This window comes from Micrococcus sp. 2A, from assembly GCF_039519235.1.
Classification (GTDB): Bacteria; Actinomycetota; Actinomycetes; order Actinomycetales; family Micrococcaceae; genus Micrococcus.
The window spans coordinates 1969446-1983731 of record NZ_CP154351.1; the positions used below are offsets into that span (position 1 = coordinate 1969446).

The 14286-nt window shown below is 73.5% G+C and carries 11 protein-coding genes; 6 read left to right on the forward strand and 5 right to left on the reverse strand.

What is annotated here, in order from left to right; genetic code table 11:
* Window positions 1–49: 49 nt before the first annotated feature.
* The 3 genes from AAG742_RS09080 to AAG742_RS09090 are packed head-to-tail and all read right to left on the reverse strand — an operon-like array spanning window position 50 to window position 3920.
* The gene (locus AAG742_RS09080; RefSeq protein ID WP_298711834.1) at window positions 50–1663 is read right to left on the reverse strand and encodes a dihydrolipoamide acetyltransferase family protein; all 1614 of its coding nucleotides are present in this window, start codon (window positions 1661–1663) and stop codon (window positions 50–52) included.
* Window positions 1660–2709: a transketolase C-terminal domain-containing protein gene (locus tag AAG742_RS09085; RefSeq protein ID WP_248116134.1), complete on the reverse strand. Its 1050-nt coding sequence runs from the start codon at window positions 2707–2709 to the stop codon at window positions 1660–1662. The genes AAG742_RS09080 and AAG742_RS09085 overlap by 4 nt, the downstream gene beginning before the upstream one ends.
* A gap of 2 nt (window positions 2710–2711) precedes the next feature.
* Window positions 2712–3920, reverse strand: coding sequence for a thiamine pyrophosphate-dependent enzyme (locus AAG742_RS09090; RefSeq protein WP_343282076.1), 1209 nt, complete (start codon window positions 3918–3920; stop codon window positions 2712–2714).
* A gap of 246 nt (window positions 3921–4166) precedes the next feature.
* Between AAG742_RS09090 and AAG742_RS09095 the strand changes: the two genes are divergently transcribed.
* A complete protein-coding gene (locus tag AAG742_RS09095; protein ID WP_248116138.1) occupies window positions 4167–4643 on the forward strand; it encodes an Lrp/AsnC family transcriptional regulator in 477 nt (158 codons plus the stop codon).
* A gap of 22 nt (window positions 4644–4665) precedes the next feature.
* Here AAG742_RS09095 and AAG742_RS09100 read toward each other — a convergent pair whose 3' ends face one another.
* On the reverse strand, window positions 4666–6006 hold the full coding sequence (locus tag AAG742_RS09100) for an MFS transporter (protein ID WP_298711837.1): 1341 nt from the start codon (window positions 6004–6006) through the stop codon (window positions 4666–4668).
* Window positions 6007–6063: 57 nt separating this feature from the next.
* On the opposite strand from AAG742_RS09100, the gene AAG742_RS09105 reads away from it, so the two are divergent.
* Window positions 6064–7560, forward strand: a complete 1497-nt coding sequence (locus AAG742_RS09105) for an NCS2 family permease (RefSeq protein ID WP_298711840.1) — start codon at window positions 6064–6066, stop codon at window positions 7558–7560.
* A 14-nt stretch (window positions 7561–7574) separates the two neighbouring features.
* On the opposite strand, the gene AAG742_RS09110 is transcribed toward AAG742_RS09105, so the two are convergent.
* Window positions 7575–8063: a MaoC/PaaZ C-terminal domain-containing protein gene (locus AAG742_RS09110; protein WP_298711842.1), complete on the reverse strand. Its 489-nt coding sequence runs from the start codon at window positions 8061–8063 to the stop codon at window positions 7575–7577.
* A 178-nt stretch (window positions 8064–8241) separates the two neighbouring features.
* On the opposite strand from AAG742_RS09110, the gene AAG742_RS09115 reads away from it, so the two are divergent.
* The 4 genes from AAG742_RS09115 (at window position 8242) to AAG742_RS09130 (ending at window position 14267) form a co-directional block, all read left to right on the forward strand.
* Window positions 8242–9798: an AMP-binding protein gene (locus AAG742_RS09115; protein WP_298711846.1), complete on the forward strand. Its 1557-nt coding sequence runs from the start codon at window positions 8242–8244 to the stop codon at window positions 9796–9798.
* 87 nt (window positions 9799–9885) lie between these two features.
* Entirely contained in the window at window positions 9886–10629 is a 744-nt protein-coding gene (locus AAG742_RS09120; RefSeq protein ID WP_248116148.1) for a 3-hydroxyacyl-CoA dehydrogenase, read from the forward strand.
* Between the two features lie 38 nt (window positions 10630–10667).
* A complete protein-coding gene (locus AAG742_RS09125; RefSeq protein WP_298711849.1) occupies window positions 10668–11822 on the forward strand; it encodes an acyl-CoA dehydrogenase family protein in 1155 nt (384 codons plus the stop codon).
* Window positions 11823–11954: 132 nt separating this feature from the next.
* Entirely contained in the window at window positions 11955–14267 is a 2313-nt protein-coding gene (locus AAG742_RS09130; protein ID WP_298711850.1) for a S9 family peptidase, read from the forward strand.
* Window positions 14268–14286 lie beyond the last annotated feature (19 nt).

Sequence of the window (14286 nt, forward strand, 5' to 3'; positions counted from 1 at the left end):
CATCGGAGGGGCACACCTGCACAGGACTCCTCCAGGAGGGGCGGGCCCGTCAGATCCGGGCGAGGGCCGCCGTCGGGTCGTTGAGGCAGTCCGCCACGAACGTGAGGAACGCGCTCGCAGTGGCGCCGTCGGTGACGCGGTGGTCGAAGGTCACGGTCATCTCGGTGACCTTGCGGACCACGATCTCCCCGTCCACGACCCACGGGCGGTCCATGATGCGGCCGATGCCGAGCATGCCCACCTCGGGGATGTTGAGGATGGGGGTGGCGCCGTCGGTGCCGAGCGGTCCGTAGTTGTTGAGCGTGAACGTGCCGCGGGTCAGCTCGGCCGGGGCGGCCTTGCCGTCGCGGGCACGGGTGACGGTCTCGTTGATCGCGCGGGTCAGCTCGTCCGCGGACAGCCGCTCCGCGTGCTCCACGGAGGGCACCATGAGGCCGCGGGGCGTCTGCACCGCGAGCCCGAGGTGGACGCCGTCCACCTCCACGATCTCGTCCCGGCCGCCGGCGCCGGCCTCGATGCGTGCGTTCATCACCGGGTACCGGCGCAGGCCGGCCAGCGTGAAGCGGGCGATCAGGCCGAGCAGGCTCGGGGCGTTCTCCGGGTCCGCCTTCTTCAGCTGCGCGCGCAGCTGAAGCAGGGCGGTGACGTCCACGTCCAGCCACGCGGTGACCTCGGGGACCTCGCGGCGGGAGCGGGAGAGCTGGTCCGCGATCACCTTGCGCACACCCGAGATCGGGGTGCGGGCGGTGACGGACAGGCCCGTGCGGGCGTCCGCCTGCCCCTGCGCGGCGGTGGCGCTCAGGGACTGCGCCGCGGGCGAGGCCTGGCCCTCGGCGGCGCCGACGGCGACCGACTTCTCGGCCGGCGTCTGCTCGGCCGCGGTCCCGGCGAGCACGGCCGAGGCGGCCAGCGCGCCCGTCGAGGCGGCCGCGGAGAGGACGTCGGCCGCGCCGGAGGAGGCTGCGAGCACGTCGGCGCGGGTGATGAGGCCGTCCGGGCCGGTGCCGGTCACGGCGGCCACGTCCACGCCGGTCTCCCGGGCGAGCTTGCGCACGATCGGGGAGGCCACGCGCGGCGCCTTCCCGGGGGTGGCCGGCGCGGCGCCGGAGCGGGCCGGACCGGCGGGGGCGCCGGTGCGCGAGCGCTTGGACGGGCGGGTGCGGCCCTTGGCCTTGTGGCCGGAGGTGCCGTAGCCGATCAGCACGGCGCCGGAGGCCTCCTCGTCGGAGCCCTCCACGTCGCCGTCGCCGCCGCGGGCCTTGTCCGGCGCGGGCTGCACGCCGGCGCGCTCCTCCTCGCGGTAGGACAGCGCGCCGGGCACGGCGCCGTCGGCCGCGGGGGCCGCGTCGGCGTCGGCCGCGGAGCCGGGGGTCGCGTCCGAGGCCGCGGGAGCGGCAGGGGCCGCGGCGGGTGCGCCGGCGTCGTCGGCCGCGCCGACGGTGAACAGCGGCCTGCCGACCTCCATGGTCTGGCCCTCGGCGCCGTGCAGCGTCAGGACGGTGCCGGCATAGGGGCTGGGCACCTCCACGATCGCCTTGGCGGTCTCGACCTCGCACACGGGCTGGTCGACGGCGATCTCGTCGCCCTCGGCCACGAGCCAGCGGACCAGGTCGGCCTCGGTGAGGCCCTCGCCCAGGTCGGGCAGCAGGAAGATGTTGCTCATGCGCGGGCCTCCTCGGGCTCCAGGTCCCAGTTCAGGTCGTCGATCGCGTCGAGGATGCGGTCCACGTTCGGCAGGTGGTGCTCCTCGAGCTTCGGGGCGGGGAAGGGGATGTCGAAGCCGGTCACGCGCAGCACCGGAGCGGCGAGCGAGTGGAAGCAGCGCTGCTGGACGCGCGCCACGAGCTCCGAGGCCACGGACGCGAAGCCCTGGGGCTCGGCGACGACGACGGCGCGGCCCGTCTTGGACACGGAGGCCGCGACGGTCTCCTCGTCCAGCGGGTTCACGGTGCGCAGGTCCACGACCTCCACGCTGTAGCCCTCCTCCTCCGCGGCCGCGGCGGCGGCCAGGCAGGTGGGCACGGACGGGCCGTAGGACACCAGGGTGACGTCGGTGCCGGTGCGGACGACGGCGGCCTGGGCCCAGGCCTCGCCGTGCTCCTTCTTCTCCTCGACGCGGGCCCAGCGCTCCTCGAACTCGGCGCGCAGCTCGTCCAGGTCCAGCTCTGCCTTGGTCCAGTACATCTTCTTGGGCTCCATGAAGACGACCGGGTCGTCCAGGCGGATGGCCGAGCGCAGCATCATGTAGGCGTCCTTGACCGAGGCCGGGGTGTACACCTTCAGGCCGGGGGTGTGCGCGTAGTAGGACTCCGAGGAGTCGCAGTGGTGCTCCACGCCGCCGATGCCGCCGCCGTAGGGGATGCGGATGGTCATGGGCATGGGGGCCGCGCCCTTGGTGCGGTTGCGCATCTTGGCCACGTGGCTCGCGATCTGCTCGAACGCGGGGTAGGCGAAGGCGTCGAACTGCATCTCGATGACCGGGCGGGCGCCGCCGAGGGCCATGCCCACGGCCATGCCCGCGATGCCGGACTCGGCCAGCGGGGTGTCGAAGCAGCGCTCCTCGCCGAAGCGCTTCGTCAGGCCGTCGGTGATGCGGAAGACTCCGCCGAGGGTGCCGACGTCCTCGCCGAACACGACCACCATCGGGTCGGCGGCCATCTCGTCGGCCAGGGCCGCGTTGAGCGCGGCGGCGAAGGTCAGGGTCGCCATGCTCAGGCCTCCTGGGTCTCGGTGCGGGACAGCTCCTCGGCCAGCTGCGCGCGCTGGGCGGCGAGCTGGGGGGTCTGCACGGTGTACACGTGGTCGAAGAGCTCGAGCGGGTCCAGCTCGACCTCGGCGTTCATGGCGTCGCGCAGGCGGGCCGCGACGTCCTCGGCGTCCTGGGTGATCTGCTCGGACACCTCGTCGGTGAGGGCGCCGGTGCCCTGCAGGTACGCGGTCATGCGGCGCAGCGGGTCGCGCTCGGCCCACATCTGCACCTCGGCGTCCTCGCGGTACCGCGTGGGGTCGTCGGTGTTGGTGTGCGCCTGCATGCGGTAGGTGTCCGCCTCCACGAGGAAGGGGCCCTGACCCGCGCGGCACAGGTCCACGGCACGGCCGAGGACGGCCAGGAGGGCGGCGAGGTCGTTGCCGTCCACGCGCTCGCCGGCCAGGCCGTAGCCCACGGCCTTGTGGGCCAGGGACGGGGCGGCGGACTGCTTCGCGAAGGGCACGGAGATCGCGTACTTGTTGTTCTGCACGAAGAAGATCACCGGCAGCTTGAACACGGCGGCGAAGTTCAGCGCCTCGTGGAAGTCGCCCTCGGAGGTGCCGCCGTCGCCGACCATGGCCAGGCAGACGACGTCCTCGCCGCGCAGGCGGGCCGCCTTGGCCAGGCCGACGGCGTGCAGCATCTGGGTGGTCAGCGGCGTCGCCTGCACGGAGACGCGGTGCTCCTTGGGGTCGTAGCCCTGATGCCACGTGCCCTGGTAGGCCACCATGACGTCGAGGGGGTCCACGCCGCGGGCGATCACGGCCACGGTGTCGCGGTAGGTCGGGAAGAGCCAGTCGTCCTGGCCCAGGCACACCGCGGCGGCGACCTCGGCTGCCTCCTGGCCGTGCGAGGACGGGTACACGGCCATGCGGCCCTGGCGCACCAGCGCGTAGTTCTGGTCGTTGACGCGGCGGCCGATCAGGAGGTGGCGGTAGGCCTCCAGCAGGGTCTCGTCCGAGGGCAGCGGGTACTCGTGGCCGGGCTCGGTGCCCTGCTCCTCCGGGGAGAGCAGCGTGCCGTCCTCGCCGATGAGCTGGATGCGGCGGGTCGCGGGGAGCAGGTACTCCTCGAGGGAGATGCCGAAGGCGGCGCCGGCGTTGGTGCTCGCCGCGGCCTTGGCCGCCTCGTCGGCGGCCGTGCCGGGCACGGCGGGGGTGGAGTCACTCACGTTGGGTCCTCTCGATCTGTGGCCTTCAGTGTGCCGGTCGAGGGCATTCTGTCGCCCGCCGGCGGAGAATCAGTGGAGCAATGGAATACTTTGGCCTGTTGCTGGAGACGTTCTGCTAGTGTGACCGGTGACACGGAGACGGACCGTACAAGGCGTCAGTCCCGCGTGGGCGGCGGCCCCCGAGCTGCCCGCCGGAGCGGCCGCGGCCCGCCGTCCCCATCCTGCCCCAGCTCTCGAGGAGATCCCATGGCCACCGATGCCCTGGACCGCGTGAACCGCGCGATCGTGCGCGAGCTGACCCAGGACGGCCGCCTCTCCGTCGCCGCGCTGGCCGAGCGCGTGCACATCTCCCGCGCGCACTGCTACTCGCGCCTCAACCGGCTGCAGGACGCCGGCGTCATCACCGGATTCACGGTGCGCGTGGACCCCGTCAAGGTCGGCCTGGGCGCCTCGGCGCACGTCACCCTCAAGCTGCGCCAGCACAACTGGCGCGAGCTGCGCGCCACCCTGCTGGCCATCCCGGAGGTGTGGCACGTCTCCCTCGTGGGCGGGAACATGGACGTGATCCTGCTGGTGCGCGCCCGGGACAACGCGGACCTGCGCCGGGTCATCTTCGACGAGCTGCAGACCCTGCCCGGCGTCGTCGACACCCAGACCTACATGATCTTCGACGACCACGCCTCCGGGCAGACGGTCCCCCCGGAGGACCCGGCGGCCGCCTGACCCGGGCTCCAGCGGGACACGTTCACGCCCGCGGCCGCACCGCCACGTCGGCCGGTTCGGCGACGGCGCCCGGCCCCGCCGGCAGCACGATGCGGAACACGACGGCGCCCGCCGCGCACACCGCCGCGAGCGCGCCGACGCCCCACGCGAGGCCGGCCGCCGCGGTGACCAGGGAGACCAGCAGCGGGCCGGCGAGCATGCCGGCGTCGGACATGGACCGCCACAGCCCCAGGAACTGGGGGCGGGCGTTGGCCGGCGAGTAGTCCGCGCCGAGCGTCATGACGATCCCCGAGCCGAACCCGTTGCCGATCCCCAGCAGCAGCGCGGCCGCCGCGAAGGCGAGCGGGTGCGCGGAGAGGCTCACCGCGAGGAACCCCGCCCCGAGCAGCGCGAGGCAGGGCACCGCGACCGCGCGTCGGCCGTACCGGTCCATGAGCCGCCCGGACGGGTAGAACAGGAGCAGGTCCGCGGCGCCTGCGAGGCCGAAGGCGAGCGAGGCGGCCGCCGGGTCGAGGCCGAGGTGGGCGGCCCACAGCGGGATCACCGCGTTGCGCGCCGCGCGGGCCGCCGAGACGGCCATGACGCCGAAGCCCACCGTCAGCAGCACCCCGCGCTGGGCGCGCGCCACGTCCGCGACGCGCGGGCGGGCTTGCCCGACCCGGGGTGCACCGCCCCCGGCCCCCGCCGCCGTCCCCCGGGCCGCGACGCCGGCCGTCTCCCCGGGCACCGTCAGCTCGCGGATGCGCAGGCACAGGACCGCGCCGGCCGCCATGGTCGCCGTCGCGGCGGCGAAGGCGCCGGACAGCCCCAGCCCCGCCTGGGCGGCGGCGCCGAGGAAGGGACCGGAGAACACGCCGATGCGGATGGTCCCCCCGAGCGTGGACATCGCCCGCGCGCGGTGGGTGGCCGGGATGGCGACCGCCAGGTAGGCCTGCCGGGCGAGGTTGAACCCCGCCCCCGCGACGCCCACCAGGAGCACGGCCAGCAGGAACAGGGCGAGCCGGCCCGGCTCGCTCACCCCGCCGCCCGGGACGACGGCGGCCGAGGCGAGGGCCGCCGTCGTGCCCCAGGCCAGGCCCGCCCCGGCGGTGCCGAGCACCGCCGAGACGATCATGGTGAGCCGCTCCCCCGCGCGGGCGGCGAGGAGCGAGGCCGGGCCGTTGGCCACGAGCGAGCCGAGGCCCACCAAGACGACGACGGCGGCGGCCTGGGCCGTGGTGAGGCCGAGGGCGAGCGCCGCGGAGGCGATGGCCGGCGTCATGGCGCCGAGGCCGATCGCGTAGACCACGGACGGCGCGTAGATCTGGAAGGCCCCCCGCAGGTCGCCGAGGCGGGACCGGGTCGCGGGGGTGGGAGAGCTCACCGGTCGAGTCTGCCCGCACTGGCGCGCCGCGTCCAGGCCGCTCACTACCCTGGTGCCATGTCCTCGCGCACCGCCTCCTCCCCCGCCGCCCCGCCCGGGCCCCCACGCCCGCCGGCCCCCGCCTCCGGCCTCGACCGCTTCTTCCGCATCTCGGCACGCGGCTCCACCGTCGGCCAGGAGATGCGCGGCGGCCTCGCCACGTTCCTGGCCATGAGCTACATCATCGTGCTCAACCCGCTCGTGCTCTCCGGCGCGGACGCCCACGGGGACGTGCTCGGCGTGCCGCGCGTGGCCGCCGTGACCGCGCTCGTGGCCGGCGTCGCGACCATCGTGATGGGCGTGTGGGCGCGGCACCCGTTCGCCCTCGCCGCAGGCCTGGGCATCAACGCGTTCGTGGCCATCACCGTGGCCACCACCCCGGGCATGACGTGGCCGGACGTCATGGGACTCGTGGTGCTCGCGGGCCTGGTGATGGTGGTGCTCGTGGCCACCGGCTTCCGCACGGCGGTGTTCAACGCGGTGCCGGAGGCGCTGAAGACGGCCATCGTCGTCGGCATCGGCCTGTTCATCGCCCTGATCGGCCTCGTCAACGCCGGGTTCGTGCGCCGCCTCCCCGACGCTGCGGGCACCACCGTGCCCGTGGGCCTGGGCACGGGCGGCGAGCTGGCCGGCTGGCCGGTGCTCGTGTTCATCGTGGGCCTGGCGGTCACGGCGATCCTCGTCATCCGCGGGACGCGCGGGGCCATACTCATCGGCATCGTGGTGGCCACCGTGCTGGCCAACATCCTCGAGGCCGTGTTCCACATCGGCCCCTCCGTGGCCGCGGACGGCACCGTGAACCCGCTCGGCTGGTCCCTCGTGGCGCCGTCCGTTCCGGACTGGGCGGCCCCGGACCTCTCGCTGCTGGGCCACGTGTCCCTCTTCGGCGCCTTCGACACCCTCGGCGGGCTCATGGCGTCGCTGCTCGTCTTCGCGATCCTGCTCTCGGTGTTCTTCGACGCGATGGGCACCTCCGTGGGCCTGGCCCGCGAGGCCGGCACCGTGGAGCCCGACGGCACCATCCCGGACCTCAACCGGGTGCTCATGGTGGACGCCCTCGCGGTGACCGCCGGCGGCGGCGCGTCCGGCTCCGCCAACCAGATCTTCGTGGAGTCCGGCACCGGCATCGGCGAGGGCGCCCGCACGGGCCTGGCCTCCGTGGTCACGGGCCTGCTGTTCCTGCTGGCCATGTTCCTCACGCCCCTGATCCACCTCGTCCCGTTCGAGGCGGTGGCGCCCGCCCTCGTGGTGGTGGGCTTCATGATGTGCGCGCAGGTGACGCGCATCGACTGGTCGGACTGGGGTGCCGCGCTGCCGGCCTTCCTGACGTTCATCCTCATGCCGTTCACGTACTCGATCGCCAACGGCATCGGCGCCGGCATGATCGCCTACGCGGTCATCCGCGCCGGCCAGGGCCGCGCCCGTGAGGTGCACCCGCTGCTGTGGCTGGTCGCCGCCGCGTTCGTGGTGTTCTTCGGCATGGGCGTGGTGAGGGGGATCCTCGGCCTGGCCTGACCCCCGGCGGCCGCTCAGTGCGGGAGCGCCGCCGGCCGCATCTCCAGGTACGCGGAGATCTCCATGGTGAGCACGTCCTTGCCGTCCTGGTTGCACACCCGGGACGCGAACACCACGAGACCCCGTCCCTGCTCCGGCTCGAGCGTCAGCTCGGTCACGACCGCGTCCCCGGTGAGGACGTCCCCGGGCCGAACCGGGCGCACGAAGCGCAGGCGGTCGATGCCCCGCCCCGCGATCACGTGCCAGTGGTCCGTGCGGGCGAGCACCTGGAGCCGCTGGAGGATCGCCACGGTGTGGATGCCGCTCGCGATCAGTCCCCCGTAGCGCCCGTGGGTGACGCTGCGCTCCGGGTCCGTGTGGATGAACTGAGGGTCCCACTGGCGGGCGAACGCCATGACCTCCTCCTCGGTGACCGGGTACGAGCCCATCGATGACCGCGTCCCCACCGGGAAGTCCTCGGCGTACAGTCCGGCGCCCCGCATCCGTGCCTCGTCGTCTCGCATCTCCGGTCGACTCCTTCTCCTCGCGGCGCAAGGGCTCCGTGCGCCTCGTCCGTCCGATCCGCCTGCGCGTCATCATTGCACATTCGTGCAGATCGCCATACAGTCGCATAGCATCCCCGGATGAGACGGACATCACACATCTGACCGCCCGCTTCCGCACGCGACCCAGGAGCACCCCATGCCCACCCTGCCCGGCGTCCTCGCCTCCACCGCCCGCCGCGTCCCGGACCGCCCCGCGCTGCGGTGGGGCGAGTCCTCCCTCACGTACGGGGAGCTGGATCGCACCGTCACCCGCCTCGCGGCAGAGCTCGCCGACCGCGGCGTCCAGCGGGGGGACCGCGTGGTCCTCGTCGCGGGCAACACCATGGCCTTCGTGGTCGGGATCTACGGCGCGCTGCGCGCCGGGGCCATCGCCGTTCCCGTCAACCCCCGCTCCGCCGCGCCCGAGCTCCGGCACTTCCTCGCCGACACCGAGTCGTCGATGGTCCTCGTTGACCCGGCCGCCGGCGACGGCGTCCGCGCACTGCAGGCCGACGACGGCGGGCTGGGGACGGCGACGGCCCTCGGCCTCGGCGAGCTGGACGGGTTCGACGACGTGCTCGCCGCGGCGCTGGCCCGCGACGAGTCGACGTTCGAGCGCGAGCTGTCCGAGGACGACGACGCGCTGATCATCTACACCTCGGGCACCACCGGCCGGCCCAAGGGCGCCCTGTTCGACCACCACCGCGTGCTCTGGGTCGGGCAGAACATCACCATGGGCCTCGGCCTCCGCCTGGACGAGACGATGCTGCACGTGGCCCCGCTCTACCACTCCGCGTCCCTCAACCTGCTGCTCTTCAACGGCGTGATGCTGGGCGCCACCCAGGTGCTGATGCCCGCGTTCGCGCCGGACGACGTGCTGGAGGCGCTGGAGCGCGAGAAGGTCACGGTGTTCTTCGGCGTCCCCACGATGTTCGCGTCCATGCTGCGCAGCCCGCAGATGGCCGCCCGGGACCTCTCCCACCTGCGCCACCTCTTCTACGGAGCCGCCCCGATGCCCGCGAGCACCGCGGAGGCACTCGTCGCCGCCCTCCCGCACGTGGACATCGTCCAGGCCTGCGGCCAGACGGAGGGCGGTCCCGGCGGCATCCTCCTCACCCACGAGGAGGTCATGGCCCACCCGTCCGCCAGCGGACGCCTGGCCATGCCGAACACGGAGGTGCGCGTCGTCGACGCCGACGGCGAGGACGTGGCCGTCGGCGAGGTGGGCGAGATGATCATGCGCGGCGAGACGATGATGAAGGGCTACTGGCGCAACCCCGAGGCCACGGCCGCCACCGTGGTCGACGGCTGGGTGCACACCGGCGACCTGACCCGCGTGGACGAGGGCGGCTACCTCACGATCGTCGACCGCCTCAAGGACCTGATCATCACCGGCGGCCGCAACGTCTACTCGGTGGAGGTGGAGAACGCGCTCGCCGGCTGCCCCGGCGTCGCCGAGCTCGCGATCGTCGGCCGCGACCACCCGGACTTCGGGGAGAGCATCGTCGCCGTGGTCACCCCCGCGCCGGGGGCCACCGTGACCCTGGAGGACCTCCGCGCGTACGGCGAGAGCCGGATCGCCCGCTTCAAGCTCCCCCACGACCTCGTGATCGCGGAGATCCCGCGCAACCTGTCCGGGAAGATCCTGAAGCACCGGCTGCGGGCCCAGCTCGACGGACCCGTCAGATCGGCCGACCCCGCCGCGCAGGCCTGACCCCCGCCGGCGCCTCCGTCCTCGAGCGGCGCCGCCTCAGCCCGACCCCACCACCCGTCCCGCGGGACGAGAATCGAGATCACGACCATGCAGATCAAGGACCGCACCTTCATCATCACCGGCGGGGCCTCCGGCCTCGGCGAGGCCACCACGACGGCGCTGCTCGAGCGCGGCGCCCACGTCGTGGTGGCCGACCTCGCCGGGTCCGCCCCCGAGGGCGCCGTGCTCGTGGAGACCGACGTGACCGACTCGGACCAGGTGGCCCGCGCGGTCGAGGAGGCGACCCGCCAGCCCGGGCCGCTCTCCGGCGTCGTGAACTGCGCCGGCATCGGCACGCCCGCGAAGGTCCTCTCCCGCGAGGGGGCGCAGCCGCTCGAGGCCTTCGAGAAGATCATCGCCGTCAACCTCGTGGGCACCTTCAACGTCATCCGCCTGGCCGCCCAGGCCATGGCGGGCAACGAGCCGGACGAGGACGGCGGCCGCGGCGTCATCGTCAACACCGCGTCGGTGGCCGCGTTCGAGGGCCAGATCGGCCAGGCCGGCTACTCGGCCTCCAAGGGCGGCGTCGTGGCCATGACCCTGCCCATCGCGCGCGAGCTGGCAGCGCACGGCATCCGCGTGAACACGATCGCCCCCGGGCTCTTCCTCACGCCCATGATGAGCCAGCTGCCGGAGAAGGCGAGGGAGTCCCTGGGCCAGCAGGTCCCGTTCCCCTCACGCCTCGGCGACCCGTCCGAGTACGCCCACCTGGTGACCCACCTCGTGGAGAACCAGATGATCAACGGCGAGACCATCCGGCTCGACGGCGCCATCCGCATGGCCGCGCGCTGACCGCCCCACTGAGCCACACCGACACCGAGGAGACCCCCATGATCCTGGACAGCTACCGTTCCCCCTGGCTCACCGAGGACGCCGAGTCCCTGCTCGAGCTCACCGACGAGTTCATGGCCCGCGAGGCCGTGCCGAACTTCTCCCGCTGGGCCGAGCAGCACGGCGTGGACCGCGACTTCTGGAGCAAGGCCGGCGAGGCCGGCCTGCTGTGCCCCTCCATCCCCGAGGAGTACGGGGGCATCGGCGGCACCTTCGCACTAGAGGCCGCCGTCATGACGGGGCAGGCGCGCTGCTTCGACGACGCGTGGGGCTACGGCGTCCACTCCCCCATCGTGGCGCACTACATCCTGGCCTACGGCACCGAGGAGCAGAAGCAGAAGTGGCTGCCGGGCATGGTCACCGGCGAGCTGGTCGGCGCGGTCGCCATGACCGAGCCGGGCACGGGCTCCGACCTGCAGGCCGTGCGCACGCGCGCCGTACGCGACGGCGACGACGACGTGATCAACGGCTCGAAGACGTTCATCTCGAACGCCACGCACTGTGACCTCCTGGTCATCGTGGCGCGCACGGGCGACCAGCCGGGCGGCCGGGGGCTGTCCCTGATCGTCGCGGAGACCGCCGGGCTCGAGGGCTTCGAGCGCGGCCGCGTGCTGAACAAGATCGGCCAGCACGGCCAGGACACCCGTGAGCTGTCCTTCTCGGACATGCGGGTGCCCGTGGCCAACCTCCTGGGCGGGGCCGAGGGCCAGGGCTTCATCCAGCTCATGTCCCAGCTGCCCCAGGAGCGCCTGACGCTGGCCGTCACGGCCGCCGCGGCCTGCGAGGCCGCGGTGCGCGAGACCATCCGCTACACCAAGGAGCGTCACGCGTTCGGCAGCCCCCTGCTGGGCTTCCAGAACACGCAGTTCGTGCTCGCCGAGTGCGTGGCGGACACGCTCGCCACGCGCACCCTGGTGGACCAGTGCATCGTGGCGCACGTGGAGGGCAAGCTGACCGCGGCCGACGCCTCGATGGTGAAGTTCTTCGCCACCGACATGCAGACCACGGTGGTCGACCGCTGCCTGCAGCTGTTCGGCGGCTACGGCTACATGGAGGAGTTCCCGATCGCGCGCGCCTTCACCGCCGCGCGCGTGCAGAAGATCTACGGCGGCACCAACGAGATCATGAAGATGCTCGTGGCCCGCGCCCTCTGAGCCGGCGCCCTCACGGGCTTCGGGGGCGGGACACGCCCGGAAGGCGGAACCTTTCGGGCGTGTCCCGCCCCCGTTGCGCGTCGAGGCAGCCTGTGCCCTCGCGCGCGACGCTCCTGTGATGGGATGGGGACCATGCCTGACGCCCAGCACCGCGCCGACGACGTCGTCGCCACCCAGCCCGACGCCCTCGCGCACCGCTCCCCCGCCGCACGCCCGACGCCGCCCGTGGCAGCCGTCGTCCCGACGACGCGCACCGTGCACGGCGAGGAGTTCGCCGACGACTACGAGTGGCTGCGCGCCAAGGAGGACCAGCGCGTGCTGGACCACCTGCATGCCGAGAACGCCTACACCGAGGCCGTCACCGCGGACCAGGCCGATCTGCGCGCGGCGATCTTCGGCGAGATCAAGGCGCACACCGTGGAGACGGACCAGTCCGTGCCCGCTCGCCGGGACCGCTGGTGGTACTTCGTGCGCACGATCGAGGGCGAGCAGTACCCCGTGCACTGCCGCGTGCCCGCGCGGGACACCGGGGACCTCGAGGCGGACTGGACGCCGCCCGTCGTCGCCGCGGGCGAGACGCTGCCCGGCGAGCAGGTGATCCTGGACGGCAACGCCGAGGCCGCCGGCCACCCCTTCTTCTCCCTCGGCGGGATGCACATCAGCCCGGACGGCGAGCGTGTGGCGTACGCCGTGGACCACGCGGGTGACGAGCGCTTCACCCTGCGCGTCCGGGACATCGCCACCGGCGAGGACCTGCCGGACGCGGTGGAGAACATCGCCCACGGGGTGCGCTTCGACCGCTCGGGCGCGCGCGTCTTCTACACGCTGTGGGACGACGCGTGGCGCCCGTACCGCGTCATGGTGCACACGCTCGGCACGGACCCGGCCGAGGACGTGCTGGTCTACGAGGAGTCCGACCCCGGCATGTGGACGGGCTTCGAGGGCGTCGCGGACCGCACCCAGCTGCTCATCGGCGTCGGGAACTCGGAGGTGTCCGAGACCTGGGTCGTCGACCTGCCCGAGTCCGCGGACGAGCCCCTGCCGGCCCCGCGCCTGCTCGTGCCGCGCGCCTGGGGGATGCTCGCCGACGTCGAGCCCGTCACGGGCGGCGACGGCGTCCGCCGCCTGCTGATCGTGCACGATGCGGAGCTCACCGGCGACGGCGCCGAGCGCCTCGCGCCCAACGGCATGCTCTCCGTGGTCACGGAGGCGGACGTGGCCGACCGCTCCACGTGGCGCACCGTGGTCCCGCACCGCGAGGACGTGAAGGTGGACGGCGTCATGGTGACGCTGACCCACGCCGCGCTCGCGGTGCGCCGTGAGACGACGCCGCGCGTCGTCGTCGCGGAGCTGGACGCGGTGCTGGGCTCAGGGGACGCGGGTTCCGTGGGCTGGCGCGAGCCGGCGTTCGAGGAGGAGCTCTACGCGTGCCACCTGGCGTCGACGGCGGCCGAGTCGCCGTTCCTGCGCCTGGCCTACACGTCCTGGATCACGCCGGCCCGCGTGCTGGACGTCGTCGCGGCCACCGGCGAGGTGCACCTGCGCCGCGAGGTGGAGGTGCCCGGCCACGACCCGGCCGACTACGCGGTGGAGCGCTGGTGGGCGCCGGCCTCGGAGCCCTCCGCCGCCACGGGGGCGGACGTGCGCGTGCCGCTCACGGTGATCCGACGCAAGGACGTGGCGCAGGACGCGAGCGCGCCGTGCGTGGTCTACGGCTACGGCTCCTACGAGATGTCCATGGACCCGGCGTTCGGGGTGGCCCGGCTGTCCCTGCTGGACCGCGGCGTCGTCTACGTGGTGGCCCACGTGCGCGGCGGCGGCGAGCTGGGCCGGGCCTGGTACGAGGACGGCAAGAAGGCCGCGAAGGCGCACACGTTCACCGACTTCGTGGACGCCACCCGCTCCGTGGCGGACTCCGGGTGGGTGGACCCGGCGCGGATCGCGGCGACGGGCGGCTCGGCCGGCGGGCTGCTCATGGGTGCCGTCCTCAACCGAGCGCCCGAGCTGTACCGCGCGTGCCTGGCCGTGGTGCCGTTCGTGGACGCGCTGACCACCATCCTCGACCCGGACCTCCCGCTGTCCGCACTGGAGTGGGAGGAGTGGGGCAACCCGATCACCGACCCGGAGATCTACCGGCTCATGAAGTCCTACACCCCGTACGAGAACGTGCGGGCCGTGGACTACCCGGCGATCGCCGCGGTGACCTCGCTCAACGACACCCGCGTGCTCTACGTGGAGCCCGCCAAGTGGGTGGCGCAGCTGCGCCGCACGGTCACCTCGGACCAGGCCACGCCCCTGGCCGAGGGCGGCTCGCCCATCCTGCTGCGCACCGAGATGGACGGCGGCCACGGCGGCGCCTCCGGCCGCTACCAGGGCTGGGAGGACACCGCGTGGGAGTACGCGTTCCTGCTCACGGCGCTGGGGGCGACCCGCCGCACGGTGTGACGGGGGCGGGGTGTCCGCC

Coding starts and splice junctions, on each gene's coding strand:
- AAG742_RS09080 (WP_298711834.1), bottom strand. CDS start 1,663: ATGAGCAACATCTTCCTGCTGCCCGACCTGGGCGAGGGCCTCACCGAG.
- AAG742_RS09085 (WP_248116134.1), bottom strand. CDS start 2,709: ATGGCGACCCTGACCTTCGCCGCCGCGCTCAACGCGGCCCTGGCCGAC.
- AAG742_RS09095 (WP_248116138.1), top strand. CDS start 4,167: ATGGCCACCGATGCCCTGGACCGCGTGAACCGCGCGATCGTGCGCGAG.
- AAG742_RS09105 (WP_298711840.1), top strand. CDS start 6,064: ATGTCCTCGCGCACCGCCTCCTCCCCCGCCGCCCCGCCCGGGCCCCCA.
- AAG742_RS09110 (WP_298711842.1), bottom strand. CDS start 8,063: ATGCGAGACGACGAGGCACGGATGCGGGGCGCCGGACTGTACGCCGAG.
- AAG742_RS09115 (WP_298711846.1), top strand. CDS start 8,242: ATGCCCACCCTGCCCGGCGTCCTCGCCTCCACCGCCCGCCGCGTCCCG.
- AAG742_RS09120 (WP_248116148.1), top strand. CDS start 9,886: ATGCAGATCAAGGACCGCACCTTCATCATCACCGGCGGGGCCTCCGGC.
- AAG742_RS09125 (WP_298711849.1), top strand. CDS start 10,668: ATGATCCTGGACAGCTACCGTTCCCCCTGGCTCACCGAGGACGCCGAG.
- AAG742_RS09130 (WP_298711850.1), top strand. CDS start 11,955: ATGCCTGACGCCCAGCACCGCGCCGACGACGTCGTCGCCACCCAGCCC.